We start from the raw sequence: 18,267 nt of genomic DNA, 5'->3' as shown, positions 1-18,267 counted from the left end.
ATTAGGGGTTTTGATTCATTCGATTCCATAATATGCTAACGTTAGAATATTTCAAATAGGATGAGTGCCTCCATGAGCAAGTGGTTTGTAAGTCTATGCAATCTTGTCGTTATCATGGTGATCGGGATGCTTGCCGTGACGCCATTCGCTAATGCCGTAGAACAACCACCCCAAGCCAAACAAGGCGTGTTGGATTTGCGGGGCGTGGATTGGGAAGACGGCGACACGATTAGGCTGGATGGGGAATGGAGTTTTTACTGGCGGCAGCTCCTCCCCCCAGGTACGTTTGAACCCGATACTTCCGTACGAGAGTACATGCAAGTACCTTCATCTTGGAAGCAGGGGGCCGGTGATCGAACGGATATATCCAATCAGGGATACGCTACGTATCGACTGCTCATTCAGCTGAATGAGCAAAAGTCAGAAAGACCCTTCGCGCTCTATATGCCCAGCGTCGCAACGGCCTACAAACTGTGGATAAACGGCAAGGTTATGGCCGAAAACGGTGTAGTCGGTGAGGATTTAGGGAGGATGACCCCGAAAAATTATCCCAAGGTCGTCGTGTTTCAACCAGATCAACCGCAAGTGGAGCTCGTTATTCACGTCTCTAATTTTGTCCAGCGAAAAGGCGGCCTGTGGGAAGCTATTGAGTTGGGGCATGCTGAGCAAATCATGCGGAAGCGTGAAGCCAACATTATCTACAGTGGCATGATTGCGGCATCCTTGTTAGTCATGGGCATCTATCATTTCGGCTTGTATATGACACGCAAAAGAGAGAGTTCGACTCTCTATTTTTGTGGAGTCAGCATTGCGATCGCTGTCCGCATATTATTTTTGGGAGAGACGATGGCTGTTAGCTTGTTTCCGCAGATCCCATGGGAGATGGTGGTCAAGCTGGAGTACATGTCTTCTCTTCTCACGCTGATCATGCTCGCTTGTTTTGTCCATTCGCAGTATCGGGCATTATTCAATCGTTTCATTCTGAGAGTCTGCGTCTGGACAGGGCTTCTCTTTATTCTCTTCGTGCTTTTTACCCCTGCTAGAATCTATACAGAATGGATTTATGTAGGAGAAGCGTATTTGTTGCTAAACTATGGCTACATGCTATTCGTTTATGGACGGGCCATCGTTCAAAAACAAACAGGCGCTGTCCTAAATGGAATCGGTCTCCTCGTATTTTTTACCGCAGTTGTCAATGAAGTGTTGTTTTACGCACATCTGTCTCCGTTTGAAAATGCCATTCCGTTCGGCTTGCTCGTTTTTTTACTCACCCAAATGATGAATTTGTCCATGGTATTCGCCCGTTCTTTTGCCCATGTCGAGCAACTTTCCGAAGAGCTTGCGCAGACCAATGAATGGTTGGAGCAAAAAGTACGGCAACGGACACAGGCACTCGCGGACAAGAATGAGGAGCTGCAAAGGATGGAGGAGTCACGGCGCATGCTGCTCTCCAATATTTCGCATGAACTGGGGACGCCGCTAACCTCGATTCAAGGGTTCATCAAGGCGATGCTTGACGGTGTGGTCAAGCCGAACGATCCGAAATACTTGGGGATCATCTATGAAAAAACAATCTATTTGCATCGAATCATCACGGATTTGTTTGAGTTGTCCAAGATGGAGTCGCGGCAGCTTCGCTTTCATTTTCAGCCATTGTCGCTGGTTGGATTTTTCCGTGGCTTGTACGAGAAGCATTTACTCGATATGCAGGAGAAACAGCTGCAATTTGTGTGGGAAGCACAGGAGGAGCCAGATACGGAGTGCAAGCTTTTGCTGGTGGCTGATCCGATTCGCCTGGAGCAGGTCATGAGTAATTTGCTTGTAAATGCACAAGCGTATACGCCACCGGGCAGGCTCATCAAGCTACAGGTGGAGTGGGAGCTGGCTCTGGATGGGACAGGCGAGGCAACGATCAAGGTAATAGATACAGGAGCAGGGATACAGGCGGAGGCGCTTCCTTTTGTGTTTGATCGATTTTATCGGGGGAGTGAATCTAGAAAGCTGAGGACGGCAGGAGTAGGGCTAGGTCTGGCCATCTCCAAAGAAATTATCGAAAATCATCACGGGAAAATCGGCGTACAGAGTAAAGCGGGAGAGGGAAGCCTCTTCTGGTTTTCGCTGCCAGTCCGCTGGAAGGAAGAGAGTGAAGAGGGAGGAGAGAAGGTGAGATGAGCAACGAGGTAATCCTGTTGGTAGAAGATGATGAGAACATTCGCGAATTGGTCAGGCTCTATTTGCAGGCTAGTGGTTTTCAGGTGCGAGAGGCAGAAGATATGAGGCAAGCGCAGGCCATGGTGCTGAGTGAACAGCTGGATATGGTCCTCCTTGATATTTTGTTGCCGGATGGATCGGGCCTAGAGCTTTGTCAGACATGGAGGCAGAGTGGAATTCATGTGCCTGTCTTGTTTTTGAGCTGCAAAAATGACACGGAGGATATGATCGCTGGCCTGGATCTTGGTGGTGATGATTATGTGACCAAGCCATTTGATCCCAATCTGTTGATTTCACGGGTGAAGGCGCACTTGCGCAGGAGGAGCATACAGGGAGAAAACAGCAAAGCTTTGTTGTCTCCAAAAGGACTGATAGAGACCTTGACCAAACGAGAGCTGGAGATGCTTCACATGATCAAAGCGGGGTATACGAATCAGGAGATCGCCCTGCAATATCAAATATCGATTGGTACCGTCAAAGGATACAATAACCAATTATTCAGCAAGCTCGGTGCCAAAAACCGGACGCATGCCATTATGCTCGCGAGTCAGTTCGGCTTTTTTACGTGAGCCCTAACTTTGGTTGGCTCCTCTCACGATTTTTCCGATGATATTCCTCTGACAAACGCGCGTTATGCTGGAAGAGCAATCACAATCTGGAAAGGACGCGTGCGCGATGAGAGATGAAAGACTAGGAAAAATAGCAGACAACTTAATTTCGTACAGCTTGGATGTGCAAGCCAAACAGCATATTATGATCATGGTCGTGGATGAAGGGGAGCCGCTGGCCATGGAATTGGTGAAGCGGTTGTATGCGAAGGGAGCGTATCCCCACTTGCGCTTTGTCCGGCCAAAGGTCCAGCGGGAATGGTTGAAAGGAATAACCGAAGAGCAGCTTGCCGAGACTGTTCAGTGGGAAAAGGACATGTGGTTTGGCATACAAGGCTATATCGGAATTCATGGCGAGACGAATGACAGTGAGATGAAGGATGTTCCGCAGGAGAAATACCGTCTGTACGCAGAAGCGTATGATTCCATTTTCCATCATGTCGACAATCAAATTACGGGACTGCGCATTAATTACCCGACTTCGGCCCTTGCTCAAAAGGCCAACATGACGACAGAAGCATTTGAAGATTTTTATTTCAACGTATGTGCACTCGATTATCGAAAAATGGCCGAAGCGTGCCAGCCGTTGTATGACCTCATGGACAAAACGGACAAGGTGCGCATCGTCGGACCAGGGACAGACCTGACGTTTTCGATCAAAGGGATTGGGACGCGGACAGCGGTAGGCAAACGCAACATACCCGATGGCGAAGTGTATACATCTCCCGTGCGTGACTCGATTCACGGGACGATCAGCTACAATACGCCCAGCAATTTCAAAGGTACGACGTTTGAAAACATCCGGTTTACTTTTCGGGAAGGAAAGATTGTCGAGGCGTACGCTAACCATGCGGACAAGCTAACGGAAATATTGGACACGGATGAAGGTGCACGCTACATCGGTGAATTCGCCATTGCGTTTAACCCGTACATTTTGCACCCGATGGGCGATACTTTGTTTGATGAAAAAATCGCTGGAAGCTTCCATCTCACACCGGGCCGTGCCTATGATCAGGCGGATAATGGCAACCGCAGCGCGATTCACTGGGACCTGATCTGCATTCAGCGTCCGGAATACGGTGGCGGCGAAATATGGTTTGATGATGTGCTGATTCGAAAAGACGGAAGGTTTGTGCATGAGGCTCTGCTGGGGCTGAATCCGGAGCAATTGATTCTGTAGGGGAGGGCGATAATGCCCTCCTTTTTATTTGAATTTGAAAACCATTACGCCTGCGATCATGATGCCGATTCCGATGATCTTGTTCAAGGTGATCGGAACCTTTTGTACGCCGAACAGGCCGAGAGAATCAATGAGGAGAGCGACGAGCAATTGGGAGATGAGCAGAATTGATACAGCGTAGGCAGGGCCGATGGTCGTAATGCCTTTCATCACACTAAAAACGATGACCGCCCCGAAAACGCCTCCAAGCAAATACACCTTGTTGACTTCCCCAATGCTTTTCCAATCGCCATCACGAACGTAGAGAAAGATTGCGAATGATACAAGAAAGCCTACGGCGTGAACAATCGCATTGGTTTGCCACAGTCCGAGCTTTGTACTGGCTTGCGCATTGAACACGCTTTGCAGACATATAAAAACGCCAGCGAGTAACGAAAAGAGAATGCCTTGCACAATATGACCTCCTATATGGTTGATTACTCATAGATGTTTCCGCTCGCAAGCTCACTGATTTTTTCTCGATCCTTGATAATCAGTGCGCCTTTTTTTCGTTCGATCACGGAAGCTGCGCAAAGATTGCGGATGACCCGGTTTAGATGTCGGTAGCTGGAACCCAACAGCTCGGCTACCTCCGTCAGCTTCGCCGTCTTTAGCTCCTCGGAAGCAGTCGACCCTGTGTCGCTGGACAGCGTAGAGAGCAAATAGCTGGCAAAGCGATTTTCAACGGGATACAACAGGTTCAGGCTGGTTGAGTTCGATGATGTATGCAGCTTGTGACTGATTTTATGCAGAATGAATTGCAAAAAAGGCGGGTGGTTCTGGTAGTTTTCCTGCAAAACTTTAAAAGGGAGACTGACCACGAGACTGCGATGGACAAACTCAACGGTATTGCGGACCTCGCATTGTGTGACATACTCGACGTCTCCAATAATCGCGAGTGGATTGTTAAAGCGCAGTAACAAAGATTTTCCGTTAGGAAGCGTCGTGAAAATTTTGATTTTTCCCTTCAGAATGAAGTACATGTGGTGAAGCTGATCGCCCTTCGAACAGAGGATGTCACCCTTCTCAGCCTGATACAGGCGCATTTCATGGAGGGTAATGGCATCAAAAATATCGGGCAAGGGACTATTTTGCACCAGCGTATGCAAAAGGGTGCGGTCGTGAAGTTCTTTCATGTATCAAGCCTCCTGCTTGTTTGCTTGCAGGCTATACCCCCTTTAGTAAAAGGTATTTACGCGCGAAAAAAAAGGACATATGTCCTTTTTCTTATTTAAACACAGAAGGCGCGTAGCAGGAATATTCGGATAGATTCGAGAAGTACAATTGTCGAGATAATTAGGAAAGAGAGAAACGAAGGAGTGGTTCACATGACTTTGCCTGTAAGTGAAAGAATTATTGGATTTGTAGGAACGGGTGTCATGGGGAAAAGCATGGCAACCCATTTTCTGCAAGCAGGATATACAGTGCTGGTGTACACACGTACGAAGGAAAAAGCGGCAGATTTGCTGGCAGCCGGTGCGATCTGGAAGGAACAGGTCAGTGAGCTGGCAAAAGAGGCAAACGTCATCATCACAATGGTCGGCTACCCATCTGATGTCGAGGAAGTGTATCTCGGCGCGGACGGAATTGTGGCAAATGCGAAGCCGGGCACTTATTTGATCGATATGACGACATCGAAGCCGTCGCTGGCGAAACATATTTATGAGGAAGCCAAAAAATACGAGCTGTATTCCCTGGATGCGCCTGTCTCCGGTGGAGATGTGGGGGCACGCGAAGCGCGACTGACTATCATGGTTGGCGGCGATCAGGAAGTATTTGATGCGATGGAGCCTGTGTTTACGATCATGGGGACAAACGTCGTCTTGCAGGGCGGACCAGGTGCAGGTCAGCATACGAAAATGTGCAACCAAATTTGTATTGCCACGAACATGATCGGTGTGTGTGAAGCGATCGCGTATGCGAAAAAAGCAGGACTGGACCCGGAGAAAGTGCTGACGAGCATTGGAGCGGGTGCCGCAGGTAGCTGGTCGCTGTCGAATCTGGCACCGCGCATGATCGCGGGCAACTTCGCACCTGGCTTTTACGTCAAACATTTTATCAAGGACATGGGCATTGCATTAGAAGCAGCGGAGGAAATGGGGCTGATGACGCCAGGACTCGCGCTCTCCAAATCGCTCTATGAAGAACTGGCAGCAAACGGCGAGGCAGATAGCGGCACGCAAGCTTTGATCAAATGGTTTGAAGGCAAGTAAAGGAAAAAGGAGCCCTATTCATGAGGGCTCCTTCTCTATGGTGTTCATCCGTTGCGTGTTGACTTGTACATCTCGTACATCTTTTGGAACGGATTTATTTTTGGACGAGGGTTGTTCCATTTTCTTCACTTCTAAGATGTCTAGCAAGAAAACAAAGGACGGAATCCCGACAATCAGCCCCCATACACCAAAGAAATGCTCGGAAAAGATCAGGACGACAAACGTGTAGAAAATCGGCAAGTGAGTCTTCGTTGCCATCAAGCGAGGGTTCAACACATATGCCTCAAGCGCATGAATCAACATGATGAAAACGAGCAAATAAATAACGGTTGCGATACCACCGACGCTAAAAGCGATGGCACTGAGCGGAATCAATGAAATGGCGACACCTGCAACCGGAATGAGCCCCAGTATGAAGACCATGATCGCGAGTCCCAATAGATTCGGAAAGCCCATGATCCATAGACCGATAACGGTGAAGGTCGTATTGAATAAGGCAATCAACAGCTGTGTTTCGATTACTTTACCAAAGGTCAGGATGAATTTTTGGCTGAAGTAGGCGATTTCGTTGTACAGCCAGGATAATTTGCTCGTGCGAAATTGAGCGGTAAACGTAACGACATTGTCTTTGCCGAGCAGGAAAAACAGACTCAGAATAATCGCCAGAAAGACATTGAACCCAACGTTTCTGACCACTGCGAGAAAATCAAGGCTGCCTTGAACGATGCCCTTCATATCTAGCTTCCCAACAACAGACATAAGATAAGGGGCAAACTCATTGTGCTGATTTTGGTGGTACACTTGCTCGATGACATGGAACAATTGTCCGGTTTGATGAATAAGCGCCGGAATGGCTTTCATCCCACCCACTACGAGCAAGAACGTCAGCAAAATATAGAGGAAAATAAGAATCAGCTTGGGATGGATCGGCACGACTTTGTGTGTGAGACGTGTAAGATATTGATGCAGCCGATTCATTAAATAGGTAACTAAAAAGGTAAGCAAAACCATGTTCAGCATACTTCCCAAGGAGTAAAGCAACAAACAAAACAACGCCAAAATCCCAAATCGTCTTACATCCGGCTTTTGCAAGGCGGCAGCAAAGAAATTCATGGGAACATCCTTTCCAAGTGCTCTTATAAGCACTCCCATCCGTATACGATGATTATACTGCGTCGGTGTGAACAATTATAGCACGCTTAAAAGCGAGTGGAGGGAAAGAAAAGGTTCCAGTTGTTTGAAAAAGGGCAACGAAACTATTTCACCCTACGAAGCGTCAAAGGGAGGGAATGTTTGCCAAGGGGGCCTATCACGAATGAACATAAAAACGAAAACCATCAGTTTGGTTACGGCTGTCGTACTCGGGACAAGTGCGTGGACTTCTTCTGTCCATGCTGCTACGTTTTCCCAGATTCAGCCGTATCTAACAGACTACAAGATTGGTTTTACGGACGGTAACAAGCTGGTCACACAGGCCATTTATGATGATTTTGAGCTATCTTCCAAAGACATGATCGTAACAAAGGGCGGTAAAAAAGGAATTCTCGATGCGCGAACCGGGAAAGAAATAACCCCTGCGATTTGGGATAACATTGACATTCCCGATTCCAAAAATATCGCGATTGTACAAAAAGGCAGCTGGTTTCAATATATCGATTTAAAAACGCACAAGCTGTCGACTATGAAGTTTGCTGGGGCGCATCCGTATTATTTGTCCAAAGAGCAAGGGACGGCGATTATGCTGCTGGGAAAATCATCGATGCTGCTCAATGTGGATGGAAAGGTCCTGATTCCGCCTTTTGCAGGCAAGCTAGCAATGGTACAACTAGTTGCTCCTGATCAGACGGAAAATAAAGAGGTAGAGAAAACGCGTTATTTCGTTGCGTCTACTCCCAAAGAGCTCATTATGTACGATCCTGCTTCCAGCAAAAAGCTGTTTGCGCTGGCAAAAGCAGAATGGATTCCGAACGAAGGCGGTCCAGACACCGCGTATCTCAAGGTTCGATCCGGTGGAAAAGAAGGCTTGATTGATCGCTATGGCAAGTACGTACTCGAGCCAAAATACAACGCGATTTATATTTGGATTAATGGATACTTTCAGGTGATTGGACCAAAAGGACAAGGGCTGTGGAAAGACGGACGGATGCTGGCAGAGCCCATATATAAAGAAGTGGGGATCGAGCATAATAATCCGGATGTGTACTACACGGTTTCTGGAGATGTCATCACTTATCATTCCAGGTCCAAAGGTACGTCACATCCTTTGAAAAAAGGTGCCGAGTTATTGCATGGCAGCTATGTGCAGGGACAGGACCCGAAAACGAATCTGTACGGCGTCCTCCAAGTCGGGGGAGAGACGGTTATCCCCTTTGCTTATCCGCGGGCTGAAGGTCCGCCAGCTGCACGCTTGCTCGTCCGTAGCGACGGGAAAAAAGTGATCCTCCCTGGCTGGGGTAAAGAAGTCAAGGAGCCAGATTTTTGGTTCGACTCGTATGTGACATTGGGCAGCTACAGCATGCTTAGCATCAAGGACGGAAACAAAATCGGACTTTATTCTGAAAATGAAGGCTTGGTCTTGCCCCCTGTTGAGAATCGAGTCATTCGCTACGAGGAAGCAACGGGGCAGGTGCTGGTGACTGAGCCGGATGGAAAAGTGCTGCGATACAACTCTGTTGGGAAATCGGAAGAAACTGGAAATACAATGCCGTTGTCCGATGAGTTGACGACCATGTATCAGCCGGGAAAAGGCGTTATGATCGTGGACCGCAAGACGAACCAACCAATCAGCAAGCTCTACCAATCTGTCTACATGGATTCCGATACCAATCTCATCGTTGCGATGGATCACGATTGGGCGGATCTTTATACCGCTGAGGGCAAGCTGTTGACGACGGAGATCAAAGTCGCGGTGTGGAAGTCAGGCAACGACGGACCGCCTCTCACTTTGATTAGAGTTGCTGACTCCGTATACACCATGGGTGTGAGAGCGGGGAATATCGAAATGGCGATGATCAAGGCCGATGGCGGGCAGCTTCAGGTCGTGAGCGATTTTGTGTATCGGGATGCAGACGAAGCGATGGTACAAAATCAAAAGATCGCAGTGACAGCACGTTTGGACGGTACACTGGATGTATGGGTGCAAGAAGGGAACCAGCTCACAAACAAGCTCACTAGCGTGAAAGGTTTTCACAGGGAATCTGATTTTGATCGGGTATTGATTCAATCAAGTACAGGATGGGATGTATATTCACCGCAGTTGCTCCGCCTAAGCACGGGCGATTATCAGTCCATGAAGTATTTGCCCTTACCGGATCGCAAGATGGGTGTCATTGCCTACCAGGACAAGAAGACGGGATTGTACGGCCTCATGTCACTGGAAGGCAAGGTGCTGACAGCGGCCAAATATGAGGCGATTTTGCCAACGAACAAAGTATTCTCACAAATGTGGAGTAAGGCAGACGATCAGACGCCTTATGTATTCACAACGAAAGACCAGTTCGGTTACCTCAGTCAAGGTGGGCAAGAACTGTTTGCGACAAGATTCCTGACGAAAAAACCAGTGGTCTCCTATAGTCCGATTACGTTCCAAGCGTTTTCGGCCTACTCGGATGTGATGCGACATCGCCCGCTTGAGTTGATCGATTTCGGCAAACCGTATAGCTGGCCAGCTGGTGGCAACAGCGAGAGCAAATTTTTTGCCAATCTGGCGCTTTATTTGAATCTGCCGAAGGATGCTGGCAAGCAAGCGGTACTTTCAGATCTGGTGTCCAAGGGTATCATCAAAGTCGATGAGAATCGTTCTGTCATGAGCGACGAAGATATGTTCCGAGTGGCTTATTTCATGGCGACAGGCAAAACGAGTCAAGCGATGAAGACGCCAGAGGTGATGGAGTGGGCACAGAAGCGGGGAATTGTGCCGGTGCGAGAGGGAATGAGCTACTACATGACAATGGATTTGTACACGGAGTATCAGCACATCCTGATGACCGAGCTCATGCGTTCCCTGAAAGGAAAAAAAGTGCTCAAGCCAAAGACGTTAACGACGGCTTCACTCAGTGACGCACAACAGCAAATGCTAACAACCGCTCTGATCGTAAACGGCAAGCCAGCCAATCAATTGTCAGTGCCGCTCCCGCAAGCTGAGTGGCAAAAAGCCATTCAAGGCTTGGTCAACCAGTACAACAAGCAAGCGGCTCAATTGCTTGCGGCCTACGAAGCGAAGCTGTGAGTAGACAAACGTACAGGCGCGGATGTTCATCCTGCGCCTTTTTTGTGCTATTAAAAAAACGGCCAATATTTTACAATTAGCACGTAGAAGGCAGCGTGAACGCAAGCCGTGACCGCCAAGGAGACAATGAACGAGACAAACGAAATCTGATCGAGCTTGTAAGCGACAAAGAAAAATATCGTAAAGGCAATAAAGGCGATAAACGTACCTTCTTCTAGATAAGCAACAGTCATATGAAAATTCCACCTCTATTCAAGAAAGGATACCTTCCCCTGATGATTTCTATTGAAAAATTAAGCATACAAGATGCAGCCAGCTTGTTTCAATTTGAAGTGTACAATCGCGCTTTTTTTGAAAAATCGGTTCCCAGTCGGGGAGACGCTTACTACCAATATGACCATTTTTTACGTGGTCTGCAAGCCTTGCTCGACGAGCAGGCGCAAGGAATCTCGTTTTTTGGCCTCATAAAAAACAGCCAGGGTGACATCTTGGGCAGAATGAATTTGGTAGACATCGAGAAAGACGAAGGAATCGGACATCTCGGTTATCGAGTCGGGGAGGATACTGCTGGTAAAGGAGTGGCTTCGCAAGCACTGAAGATCTTTTTAGCGGAGCACGTTCCCCAATTGGCTGTCAAAACCATCTGTGCTAAAACTACAACGAATAACATCTCCTCGCAAAAAGTGTTGTTGAAAAATGGATTCGAGCCCTATGACGTGGGGCTGGAAACACCAGATGACTTTCTCCACTTTCGCTTGGGCGTCCAAAGAGTAAGATAGAAACAGCAAAAAGTCCCCAGCCTGGGAAAAGGTAAGGGGACTTTTTGGCGTTATAGGGTGTCCAATCACGGTTCCCACGGACGTCTCGTTCCGAGCATATCCGCGAGATGCTTATTGTCCTTGCGACGAACTTTCCGTTTCTCCGCTCGCTTTTCAGCACCATCATGCAAGAATTTTTCCTCTTCTGTTTCTGGAACGACCTTGGGAACGGGTGTCGGCCGTCCATCCTCGCCAATCGCCACAAACGTGAGAAACGACGTAGCACAGACTGTCCGAACGCCTGTTAGCAAATCCTCCGCGACAATTTTGACAAAGACCTCCATCGACGTGTTATGCGTCCATGTGACGAAGGCTTCGAGTGCAACCTCATTGTCCACCCGGATTGGCTGCAAAAAGTCGACCGAATCAGTAGAAGCGGTAACGACTGGTCCACGGGCATGTTTCATGGCAGAGATCGCAGCAACATCGTCGATATGCGCCATCAGCCTGCCGCCAAACAGCGTATCGTGATTGTTCGTATCCGGGGGCAGCACATGGCTTGCTTTGAACGTGCGCGACTCCCGAACAAAACGTTGAATCGTCATAAAGGTAGCTCCCTTCTTTCTTGCAATCGGATTATGAATGATGACAATCTTCTCTCCTTTTCATTGTTCCACAAAAAAATGGATCTATTCCTCTTCGTTGGAGTAAGGCGGCGAATTTTATCAAAGGCTATGGACGGGATAAGGTATGCGAGAGGAGGTTTTTCGGTTTGGGGGATTATGTGCAGTATTTCAATAATCTTATCGCCTCGATCAATGATATTCCGAACAAGCTGATGAGCGTTTTATCTGTTATTCATGCACCCATTCAGCATTTGACGAACACATTGATTGTTACAAACATCCTGTTGGGTCTACTTGTACTGACCTCTATTGCGAATGTGTATATGCTTTGGCGAAATGGAAAAAAGAGACACTAATGCTGTTGCCACGAACGTCATTTGCCTCTATACTTGTGGAGTAGTTCATGGATAATAATGTAACGGTTGTTGCTACGACCGTCTCTATATCGAAAGGGTATGCACGAAAAAACAGCGGAAAGGAGGGGATCCACATGAAAAAAAGATCATTACTGTCTTTGCCAAAAGGAATTGGATACTCCACCGCTGTTTTCTTTGATCTGGCTAAATCACGGGAGAAGTATGTCCAAAAACGGATATAGCGACCATCCTTTGATGTAGTGGGATTCATCAGGATACAGTGGAAAAACGCCACAGGTCGCTTCCTGTGGTTTTCTTTTTAGGGCACCGCAGGATTTCCTGTGGTGTTTTTTTTATTTCGAAAAAGGGAGATGGATGGTATGCAAGGAAACGGAGAGAACATTTACGTAAGACTGGTACAGGAATCGGATGCACAGAGCCTCTTGGCGCTTGAAGGAAGAAACAGAGACTTCTTTCAAAACTTCACAGGGACGAGAGAAGAGGCGTTTTACACGCTGGAAGGACAAATCGACAGGATCAAGAGCTCGATGGCTTTAAAAGAAGAAGAGAGAGGGTACGTCTTTGTCATTGCAGAAAAAGGACAGGATGAAATCATTGGGGAAGTCATCCTTTCAGAGGTTGTAAGAGAGAATCTGCAAAGCTGCTGGATCGGCTACTTCCTGGATAAAGAGCATAATGGAAAAGGCTACATGACCGAAGCGGTAAAACTCGTCGTTGACTATGCCTTCGAGACGCTAGGTCTTCACCGCTTGGAAGCAGGAGTGATGCCGCATAATATAGGCTCGATCAAGGTGCTGCTAAAAGCTGGTTTTCACAAGGAAGGGATTGCCAAGAAAAACGTGAAAATCAATGGTCGGTGGGAAGATCATCAAACACTGGCGATCGTCAAAGAAGAACAAACCGACCAGGTGAAGCCCAAGGTTCACCGCAAAAATCCTAGTACAGTTGCTCCGCCTATGGGACCCTATACACATCTGACGGTCGTTCCAAAAGGAGCCGATTTGCTCATACTTTCTGGGCAAGTAGGAATGGACCTTCATGGAGAATTGCCGACAGATATGAAAGAACAAGTAGAAAACACGCTACAGAACATCCTGCGCAATTTTGAAAGTGAGTCAGTAACTGCGGACCATATCATCAAAATCAATATATGGGCAACCGAGCAAATGGATTGGAAGCATTTTAATCAGGTGTGGGAGAAGTTCCACGGGGGGACACCGCCAGCGATGACGATGTCTTACGTCCCAGCCTTGGCAGTCCCTTCGCTCAAAGTGGAGATAGAAGCTTGGGCAGCGAAATGGTAGGAAGGAAATAGAGTCGAAAGAAAAAGGGTGAAGCTTGTCGCTTCATCCTTTTTTCTGTAACTTTTTTCTAGCAAATACGTCACTATTTTCAGGAGATAGAATGATCGTGAGGATATTGCTGTTTTGAGAGCAAAAGATGTCAAAACATGAAGGAATATGCGGACGAATCGAGAAGTTCTTTCTATTAGCTGGATTTTCCAAAAATACGAAAAAAACAGAGGGGAACGAGGAACTTGCTTTTACGAGTAAATGTCAGCTTGCTAGCTGTTTTCTTCCTGATTTTGCTGATGCCTCTGTCCATTGCGCGAGCGGCCACCCATGTAGACGTGGCGGTCGATCAGTTAAATATTCGAAGCGAGCCAGGTACGACTACCCAGATCGTCGCAACACTCAAAAAAGCCACGCGGTTGCCAATCACCAAACAGCAAAAAGATTGGACTCAGGTAAAGCTGCCGAACGGCAATACCGGATGGGTCAATAATAAGTATGTGAAGATGATAGAAGTTCCACAGATCAAATATGTCAAAAGCAATGTGGACATGCTGAATGTTCGGGCAGAACCAAATGCCACTGCACAAATTTTGCAGATCCTCGACAAAAACGGTGTGTTTTTGCAAATGAGAAAGCAAGGGGAATGGGCACAAATTAAGCTGTCTGATCAAAAGAACGGCTGGGTGAAAGCCAGTTACTTGACGGAGACAACGGCACCAGCGTCAAAACCACCCCAGGTACCAGCACAAATCCCAGATCCGACAACAATTCCAGCACCGCCCCCGCCCCCTCCAGTACTCCCATCCAATACAGGAAGTGGATTCGAACAAGGGACAATCGTATTGACGGAAGGCTATGAAGTTTATGCGCAGCCAGATATTCTTGGTACCGTCATTGGTGAAATCCATGGAGGGATGACAATCAATCATTACGGATATGCAAATGGTTGGTACACCATTAACTTTAACGGGACCTATGCCTATATCTTCAAACCAATGGATCAGACTGGGGCAGTACAGCCACTGCCGAATCCAACACCGGGGGCACCAGCGACTTTGCCAGCAACAACGCCTCCCTCTGTACAAGAACTACAGATTCGCGTCAAAAATCCGGATTCTAACATCCGCAACGGCCCCTCAACCGATCATGCAATCATCGGAACCGTTCAACCCGGACAAGTATTCCCGGTTGTGCAAACAGTAGGAGACTGGTACATCATCAGGCTGGCAGACAATTCGACCGCCTATATCGCGGGGTGGATCGTAGAGAAGATTCAACCAGCCGGTACTCTGCCACCGACAGGAGCAACGTACGAGTACAACAATGGGATGATTGGAAACGAGAAAGTGTATATCTATCACACCCATAACCGTGAGTCTTGGCGAAATGTTGCACGGAACCAACAAGGGAGCTCGGTAGATGATCCTGAGATCAACATCACGCTAGTTGGAAAAAGGCTGGGAGAGCTGTTGCAAGCAAGAGGCATTTCGGCAATGGCGAGCCAGGACGATTTCGCTCAGAGATTGAGGGAACAAAATAAAAGCTACTCGATGTCTTATTCCGAGTCATACAAGGCGGTAGCGGCAGCGGCTGCAACCAGTCCGCACTTGCAGTACATTTTCGATATTCATCGGGATAGTGATGAGCCACGCAGCAAGGTAGCGATCACGATTAATGGCAAAACCTATTCCCGGATGCTGTTTGTAATTGGAACAGCGAATCCGAACCATCTGGCGAACAAAAAGCTGGCGGAAGAGCTGAACGCCCGTCTGGAAGCTTCTTATCCCGGTTTGTCGCGAGGGATTATCCTGAAAGGTTCAAATCAAGGGAACGGGGTGTACAATCAGTCCATTTCAGAGGGAGCCCTGCTTTTGGAATTCGGTGGTACGAACAACACCTTGGAAGAAGGCTATAATACAGCAGAGGCCTTTGCCGAAGTCTTTGGGAATTACCTGATCGAATCTCAAATCGCATTTAACTAAAATTAGCACGATTCTTTTCGCCAGGAGCGAGAGAATCGTGTTTTTTTCCAGGAGGATAATTTTATGGCTACGCATCAAGAACACATACACGCGACTGACGATAACAGTAGGGGTCATCTTCAAGGTGACTGTGAAAGCTGCTTTGGCTTGTGCTGTGTGGCATTGCCTTTTGCTGCTTCCTCTGACTTTGCTATCAATAAAGACGCAGGCAAGCCCTGTAGTAACTTACAGGCAGACTTCCGGTGTGGTGTTCACACAAAGCTGAGGAAGATAGGCTTTCGCGGTTGTACTGTCTACGATTGTTTTGGAGCTGGTCAAAAGGTGTCTCAAGTCACTTATAGCGGCCAAGATTGGCGTAAAGAACCCGGATCAGCGAAGCAAATGTACGAAGTATTTCCGATCATGTGGCAGCTGCATGAGCTACTCTGGTATATAACGGAGGCGTTGACCAAGCAAGCTGCTCAGTCACTCCATCCTGCATTGAAGGAAGCGTTGGAGGAGACACAGCGCCTGACGGATCACAGTCCTGAGGACATCCTGAAGCTGGACATCGCTTTTCAACGAGCAAAAGTTAACGAACTATTATTGCAGACAAGTGAATTGGTACGTAAGGACGCGGTTACCAAATACAAAGCGGGTAAGCAAGGAAAAACCTATGGCCGAGGCGCTGATCTCATCGGTGCCAAGCTCAAAGGCGCTGATTTACGAGGAGCCCATTTGCGAGGCGCTTATTTGATTGCTGCTGATCTGAGAGGAGCAGATTTGCGGGGAGCTGATCTCATTGGTGCAGATTTCCGCGATACAGATGTGAGCGGAGCGAACTTGACGGAGACGTTGTTTCTCACGCAGGTTCAGCTCAACGGGGCGAAGGGCGATGCAAGCACCAAGTTGCCACCTTCGTTCACGCGTCCACCGCACTGGGATATATCCAAAGCATGAAGATGTAAAAAGCAGGATGTCATTCGCTGACAACCTGCTTTTTGCTAGTAAAGGGAGGGAACTAGAATTGGCCGATTAATTGAAGAAAAACAAGGCGCTGGCGATTTCTGGGAATCCAGTCATTTGATTACCTCCAAGTCCAGATGCATTTTTACAAGTTTGGATTTGAATGCAACCCAACGATTTCGATTACTTCGACTACCGCTACCCTTTTCGGACCTTCCATGAAATATCCGATCACCCCAAGCTCAACTCTTTTAGTGTGCACCTCTTTACGCATGTGAGGGAAAAGAATCCACATGTCATTTCCTCCGATCTTAGAAAAATATTGTTAATACATTTCAGCTTTTTCCGTATTAACTAGCGTGAGTCTCACAACCAAACAAATTGCGCAATTTGTTCATTTCATGTAGAAGGGAGGGGAAGTAGTTGGAGATCGCTCAAGTGAACACAGGCATCTGTCAAAACGAAGAAAACGATAGGCAAACAGAAAGCATGTCGACCGAAACGTTTGCCCAAATTTACGGTGCGTATTACAAGCGCGTCTACAAATATATTTGCTATCGGATCAACAATCACTATGCAGCCGAAGAAATATGTAGCCATGTGTTTGAAGTTGTTATTTCTAAATACAGCAGTTATTCACCTGCTAAATCAAACTTTGAAGTCTGGTTGTTTGCAATCGCCAGAAACGCAGTGACAGATTACTTCCGCTCACAGAAAAAAAGAATGAGTTTTTCACTGGATTCTATTTTGGATATGGTCCTACCGAAGTCATCTCCGGAAGAAATTGTGATCAAGGGCGACAATCATCAAGCGTTATTTCAAGCACTGGCAAAGCTGAGTGACAAAGAACGCAATATCATCGCCATGAAATATGCGGCTGGACTAAAAAACGCGGAAATCGCAGACCTGCTTGGTGTCAGCGGTTCAAATATCGGCGTCGTGCTCTACAGATGTCTAAAAAAGCTACAAAAAGAATTGCAAAGAGGGGGCTTCCACTATGAAGAGTAAGCATGATCTAGACGATTTTCGTGAACTCACCGACTTGCTTACTGATCTGGAGCTGGATGACACCACTCCAAAAGCCAACATATACAATCGGCTGAAATTCAAATTGGAATCAGGAAACATACAACCAAATGATAACAAAAAGGACGGGATCTATATGAAAACGAATAAATGGAAAGCTGCCACAGTTAGTGCTGTTGCTGTTGTTTGCCTTTTAGGTGCATTCTCGACTACATCATTTGCCCAAGGAATGCTCCAGACGATCCTGGCACGCTTTCAGGTTGGGAACATGGAAATTACCCAATACGATAAAGAGCTGCCTGCTGCCCAGTCCAATACCCAAGGAATCGAGATACCGACAGAACGTAAGGCCCCCCCACAGATGACATTGGAAGAAGCACGTGAAGCCAGCAAAATGGACTTTCCCTCACCGACATGGTTGTCAGAGCATTATTCCTATAAAAACACGGTCGTTCATGGCGAGGGTATGGTAGAAATTCAGTATGAAAAAGAGAAGGAGTTTATTTCCTTGATGATTTCAAACGGTGGCGAAAATGGCATCAGCACGACAGAGGGTGTCAAGATCGAAACCATTGCCGGGAAAAAGGTGTTTTTCGCCAACGGAATCGTGATTTGGGAGCATGAAGGATTCACGTACGAGTTGTACCAGATGGCAGAGAAGGGCTTTGATGCTGCGACCATCGGCAACATAATCGAATCCTTGTCAACGAAATCCGCCCAAAAATAAGCGGTTGTTAGCACAATTTCTCTTGGTGCTTTGTTAACTGAATAGGGGAAAG

The 18,267-nt window shown here is 47.3% G+C and carries 17 protein-coding genes; 12 read left to right on the top strand and 5 right to left on the bottom strand.

The features are described 5' to 3' along the window. Positions 1–72: 72 nt before the first annotated feature. The 3 genes from HPY27_RS16675 (at position 73) to HPY27_RS16665 (ending at position 3,999) form a co-directional block, all read left to right on the top strand. A complete protein-coding gene (locus tag HPY27_RS16675; protein ID WP_174225485.1) occupies positions 73–2,172 on the top strand; it encodes a sensor histidine kinase in 2,100 nt (699 codons plus the stop codon). Continuing rightward, complete coding sequence (locus tag HPY27_RS16670) at positions 2,169–2,780, top strand: response regulator (RefSeq protein WP_173623046.1); 612 nt, start codon at positions 2,169–2,171, stop codon at positions 2,778–2,780. Before HPY27_RS16675 ends, HPY27_RS16670 begins: the two co-directional genes overlap by 4 nt. Positions 2,781–2,886: 106 nt before the next feature. After that, positions 2,887–3,999 carry an aminopeptidase gene (locus HPY27_RS16665; RefSeq protein ID WP_174225484.1) on the top strand — a complete coding sequence of 371 codons (1,113 nt, stop codon included), beginning with the start codon at positions 2,887–2,889 and terminating at the stop codon, positions 3,997–3,999. 24 nt (positions 4,000–4,023) lie between these two features. Here the strand turns inward: HPY27_RS16665 and HPY27_RS16660 are convergent, their stop codons facing one another. Both HPY27_RS16660 and HPY27_RS16655 read right to left on the bottom strand, forming a co-directional pair. Next, positions 4,024–4,452: a DMT family transporter gene (locus HPY27_RS16660; RefSeq protein WP_017251182.1), complete on the bottom strand. Its 429-nt coding sequence runs from the start codon at positions 4,450–4,452 to the stop codon at positions 4,024–4,026. Between the two features lie 23 nt (positions 4,453–4,475). Beyond that, the gene (locus HPY27_RS16655; protein WP_174225483.1) at positions 4,476–5,174 is read right to left on the bottom strand and encodes a cyclic nucleotide-binding domain-containing protein; all 699 of its coding nucleotides are present in this window, start codon (positions 5,172–5,174) and stop codon (positions 4,476–4,478) included. Positions 5,175–5,366: 192 nt separating this feature from the next. Here HPY27_RS16655 and HPY27_RS16650 point away from each other — a divergent pair, with 192 nt between their 5' ends. Further along, entirely contained in the window at positions 5,367–6,251 is an 885-nt protein-coding gene (locus HPY27_RS16650; RefSeq protein ID WP_174225482.1) for an NAD(P)-dependent oxidoreductase, read from the top strand. A gap of 18 nt (positions 6,252–6,269) precedes the next feature. On the opposite strand, the gene HPY27_RS16645 is transcribed toward HPY27_RS16650, so the two are convergent. Next, complete coding sequence (locus HPY27_RS16645; RefSeq protein ID WP_017251179.1) at positions 6,270–7,364, bottom strand: AI-2E family transporter; 1,095 nt, start codon at positions 7,362–7,364, stop codon at positions 6,270–6,272. Positions 7,365–7,566: 202 nt separating this feature from the next. Between HPY27_RS16645 and HPY27_RS16640 the strand changes: the two genes are divergently transcribed. Further along, complete coding sequence (locus HPY27_RS16640; RefSeq protein ID WP_174225481.1) at positions 7,567–10,479, top strand: WG repeat-containing protein; 2,913 nt, start codon at positions 7,567–7,569, stop codon at positions 10,477–10,479. A gap of 50 nt (positions 10,480–10,529) precedes the next feature. On the opposite strand, the gene HPY27_RS16635 is transcribed toward HPY27_RS16640, so the two are convergent. Further along, positions 10,530–10,712 (bottom strand): hypothetical protein, encoded by a 183-nt coding sequence (locus HPY27_RS16635; RefSeq protein ID WP_017251177.1) that lies wholly within the window; start codon positions 10,710–10,712, stop codon positions 10,530–10,532. Between the two features lie 42 nt (positions 10,713–10,754). Here HPY27_RS16635 and HPY27_RS16630 point away from each other — a divergent pair, with 42 nt between their 5' ends. Further along, positions 10,755–11,258, top strand: a complete 504-nt coding sequence (locus tag HPY27_RS16630) for a GNAT family N-acetyltransferase (protein ID WP_254612916.1) — start codon at positions 10,755–10,757, stop codon at positions 11,256–11,258. Between the two features lie 65 nt (positions 11,259–11,323). Here the strand turns inward: HPY27_RS16630 and HPY27_RS16625 are convergent, their stop codons facing one another. Then, entirely contained in the window at positions 11,324–11,842 is a 519-nt protein-coding gene (locus HPY27_RS16625; protein ID WP_017251175.1) for an acyl-CoA thioesterase, read from the bottom strand. A 167-nt stretch (positions 11,843–12,009) separates the two neighbouring features. Here HPY27_RS16625 and HPY27_RS16620 point away from each other — a divergent pair, with 167 nt between their 5' ends. The 6 genes from HPY27_RS16620 (at position 12,010) to HPY27_RS16595 (ending at position 18,215) form a co-directional block, all read left to right on the top strand. Beyond that, on the top strand, positions 12,010–12,219 hold the full coding sequence (locus HPY27_RS16620) for a hypothetical protein (protein ID WP_174225480.1): 210 nt from the start codon (positions 12,010–12,012) through the stop codon (positions 12,217–12,219). Between the two features lie 380 nt (positions 12,220–12,599). Continuing rightward, the gene (locus HPY27_RS16615; RefSeq protein WP_174225479.1) at positions 12,600–13,544 is read left to right on the top strand and encodes a GNAT family N-acetyltransferase; all 945 of its coding nucleotides are present in this window, start codon (positions 12,600–12,602) and stop codon (positions 13,542–13,544) included. Positions 13,545–13,777: 233 nt separating this feature from the next. Further along, the gene (gene spoIIP, locus HPY27_RS16610; protein WP_173623050.1) at positions 13,778–15,517 is read left to right on the top strand and encodes a stage II sporulation protein P; all 1,740 of its coding nucleotides are present in this window, start codon (positions 13,778–13,780) and stop codon (positions 15,515–15,517) included. A 63-nt stretch (positions 15,518–15,580) separates the two neighbouring features. Further along, on the top strand, positions 15,581–16,456 hold the full coding sequence (locus HPY27_RS16605; RefSeq protein WP_017251171.1) for a pentapeptide repeat-containing protein: 876 nt from the start codon (positions 15,581–15,583) through the stop codon (positions 16,454–16,456). 429 nt (positions 16,457–16,885) lie between these two features. Then, positions 16,886–17,470, top strand: a complete 585-nt coding sequence (locus tag HPY27_RS16600; RefSeq protein ID WP_017251169.1) for a sigma-70 family RNA polymerase sigma factor — start codon at positions 16,886–16,888, stop codon at positions 17,468–17,470. Then, positions 17,460–18,215 carry a hypothetical protein gene (locus HPY27_RS16595; RefSeq protein ID WP_017251168.1) on the top strand — a complete coding sequence of 252 codons (756 nt, stop codon included), beginning with the start codon at positions 17,460–17,462 and terminating at the stop codon, positions 18,213–18,215. The genes HPY27_RS16600 and HPY27_RS16595 overlap by 11 nt, the downstream gene beginning before the upstream one ends. Positions 18,216–18,267 lie beyond the last annotated feature (52 nt).

Origin of the sequence: Brevibacillus sp. HB1.1 (assembly GCF_013332445.1) — a bacterium.
Lineage (GTDB): Bacteria > Bacillota > Bacilli > Brevibacillales > Brevibacillaceae > Brevibacillus > Brevibacillus porteri.
Note: the sequence above shows the minus strand (reverse complement) of the source record. Positions and strands in the feature narration are given on the sequence as shown.